Genomic DNA, 2,584 nt, shown 5'->3' on the forward strand with positions numbered 1-2,584 from the left:
CCCAGACGTTCCACCCCGCCATTCCCCCAGCTCAGCGGGCCATCCTCGATGCGCTACCGCAGGTGGAAGTCACGCACTAAGCAAATGATCAAAGTCGGGACCCGGCCCCGCTGCTGCGCCGCCGCGGCCTGGCGGCCTGAGCGGCCGCCCAGCCGCTCCTGCGGTGTTCCTCCCGCTCCTGCGGTGCTGCAACACCGCAGGAGCTCGAGCAGCACCGCAAGAGCCGGGCCACCGCCTCGAGGGCACCTGGCGACGAGGTCACAGCCAGGGGAGCGAGAGCACCAGGTCGAGGTCGTCGGGGGCCTCGCCCTCGCGGACGAGCCGGTTGGGCTGGCGGTGGCCGCACGCCGTGCAGCGGTGCACCACCTGCCAGCCCTTGCCCGACTTCTCCACCAGGCCGACGGGCTCCATCAGGCCTCGGCACCCGCTCGCGCGGTCGCCGGGCAGGTCGTCGACGTGCAGCGACCACAGGCAGTACGGGCAGTGGTTGCGGTAGTGCCCGTCGGTGTTGGCGGGCACCGCCGAGTGGCAGTACCCGCACTCGAAGCCGGTGTTCTCGGCCCGCCGGGAGCGCGCCATGCGGAGGTCCGGGGCGCGGCCGTCAGGGGACGAAGGGCTCGACGGCGACGACGTCGACGGTGATGTCCCGGCCGTTGGGGGCCTGGTAGGTCACCGTCGCGCCCGGCGCCGCTCCGACGATGGCCGCGCCCAGCGCCGACTCCGGCGAGTAGACGGTCAGGTCGGTGGTGCCGGCGATCTCGCGGGAGCCGAGGAGGAACTTCTCGGTCTCGTCGTCCCCCTGGAAGCGGATCGTGATGACCGTGCCGGTGACCGCGTGCGTGGCCTCCGTCGGCGCGTCGCCCACGTGGGCCTTGCGGAGCAGGTCGGTGAGCTGGCGGATGCGGCCCTCCTGCTTGCCCTGCTCCTCCTTGGCCGCGTGGTAGCCGCCGTTCTCCTTGAGGTCGCCCTCCTCGCGGCGGGCGTTGATCTCGGCGGCCATGACCGGGCGGTTCGCCACCAGCTGGTCGAGCTCGGCCTTCAGCCGGTCGTGGGCCTCCTGGGTCAGCCAGATGCCCTGCTCGTTCTCAGTGGGGGAGGTCACGCGGGGGTACTCCTGCGGCTCGGGGAGCGCCGTCCGGACGGGCGGCGCGCTGGGTGATCCACCAAGCTAACACCGGCCTCGCAGCCGGTGTACGCGTCGGCGGAGTTCCGGAACCTACCGGAGAACGCCGTGACGCGTGGCACACCACACCCGTCCGGGTGGCCGGTCGGCGGCGGCACGTCGGTGCAGCGGTGGATGATGGTCGCCGTGACCGACGCAGACCAGCTCCGGCTGCTCGCCGTGCACGCCCATCCCGACGACGAGTCGAGCAAGGGCGCGGCGACGATGGCCAAGTACGTCGCCGAGGGCGCGCGCGTCCTGGTGGCCACCTGCACCGGCGGCGAGCGCGGCTCGGTGCTCAACCCGGCGCTCGACCGGCCGGAGGTGTGGGAGCGGCTGCCGCAGATCCGGGTCGAGGAGATGTCCCGGGCCCGGGAGATCCTCGGCGTCGAGCAGGAGTTCCTCGGGTTCACCGACTCCGGGTTGCCGGAGGGGGATCCGCTCCCGCCGCTGCCCGAGGGGTGCTTCGCCCTCCTGCCGGTCGAGGTGGCCGCCGCCCCGCTGGTCGGGCTCATCCGCCGCTTCCGGCCGCAGGTCGTCACCACCTACGACGAGCGCGGTGGCTACCCGCACCCCGACCACATCAAGACCCACGAGATCTCCGTGCACGCCTTCGAGGCCGCCGGCGACCCGGACCGCTACCCGGAGCTCGGAGAGCCCTGGCAGCCGAGCAAGCTCTACTACCACATGAGCTTCACCCTGCCGCGGACGCGGGCGCTGCACGAGGCGGTGCTGGCCTCGGGCGGGGAGTCCCCCTACGCCGAGTGGCTGGAGAACTGGGATCCCGAGCACGACATCTCCCACCGGGTGACCACCCGCGTGCCGTGCGCGGAGTACTTCCCGATCCGGGACGCCGCCCTCGTCGCGCACGCGACGCAGATCGACCCGACCGGCCGCTGGTTCGCGGTCCCGATGGACCTGCAGCAGCGGGTCTGGCCCACCGAGGACTACGAGCTGGCCCGCTCCCTGGTCGATTCGCCGATGCCCGAGGACGACCTCTTCGCCGGCGTGCGCAGCGAGGTGACGGTCCGATGATGCTGTGGGCGGCCACCCAGGTCCCCGAGGACGTCGGCAAGTCCGGCCCCTTCGGGCTGCTGCTGCTGGTGGTGGGGCTCATCGTCATCGGTTTCCTGGTCCGCTCGATGACGCGGCATCTCAAGCGGGTGCCGCCGAGCTTCGACCGGGTGGAGGACGGGCCGGACGTCGTCGTGCCGGACACCCCCGCCGAGCTCCTGGAGGAGCGCCGGCAGGCCCCCGGGGACGACCTGCTCGACACCCTCCGGCGGGCGCCGCGCGCGATCGAGCCGCCGCGCGACGGCGACCAGGGGCCGGCCGACCGCAGCTGAGCCGAGCGGGCGGGCCGCCCGGGCGGGGGCTCCCCGGGCGGCCGGTGGGGTGCACATTCGTGGGCGTCGTAGCTAA

At 73.1% G+C, this 2,584-nt stretch carries 4 protein-coding genes; 2 read left to right on the forward strand and 2 right to left on the reverse strand.

The genetic code is table 11. The annotated features are described in order from the left end of the window. Positions 1-258: 258 nt before the first annotated feature. Positions 259-579: an RNHCP domain-containing protein gene (locus tag ACK586_RS19800; RefSeq protein ID WP_409332224.1), complete on the reverse strand. Its 321-nt coding sequence runs from the start codon at positions 577-579 to the stop codon at positions 259-261. A 22-nt stretch (positions 580-601) separates the two neighbouring features. Next, entirely contained in the window at positions 602-1,102 is a 501-nt protein-coding gene (greA, locus tag ACK586_RS19805) for a transcription elongation factor GreA (RefSeq protein ID WP_409332225.1), read from the reverse strand. A gap of 198 nt (positions 1,103-1,300) precedes the next feature. Between greA and mca the strand changes: the two genes are divergently transcribed. Together mca and ACK586_RS19815 are read left to right on the forward strand one after the other, a co-directional pair. After that, positions 1,301-2,197, forward strand: a complete 897-nt coding sequence (gene mca, locus ACK586_RS19810) for a mycothiol conjugate amidase Mca (protein ID WP_409332266.1) — start codon at positions 1,301-1,303, stop codon at positions 2,195-2,197. After that, positions 2,194-2,508 (forward strand): hypothetical protein, encoded by a 315-nt coding sequence (locus ACK586_RS19815; RefSeq protein WP_409332226.1) that lies wholly within the window; start codon positions 2,194-2,196, stop codon positions 2,506-2,508. The genes mca and ACK586_RS19815 overlap by 4 nt, the downstream gene beginning before the upstream one ends. Positions 2,509-2,584 lie beyond the last annotated feature (76 nt).

The sequence above is a fragment of the Trujillonella humicola genome (assembly GCF_046233715.1).
Classification (GTDB): Bacteria; Actinomycetota; Actinomycetes; order Mycobacteriales; family Geodermatophilaceae; genus Trujillonella; species Trujillonella humicola.

What these genes read in the sequence shown, in the direction of transcription:
- ACK586_RS19800 (WP_409332224.1), bottom strand. Translation starts at nt 579, where the DNA reads ATGGCGCGCTCCCGGCGGGCCGAGAACACCGGCTTCGAGTGCGGGTAC.
- mca (WP_409332266.1), top strand. Translation starts at nt 1,301, where the DNA reads ATGGTCGCCGTGACCGACGCAGACCAGCTCCGGCTGCTCGCCGTGCAC.
- ACK586_RS19815 (WP_409332226.1), top strand. Translation starts at nt 2,194, where the DNA reads ATGATGCTGTGGGCGGCCACCCAGGTCCCCGAGGACGTCGGCAAGTCC.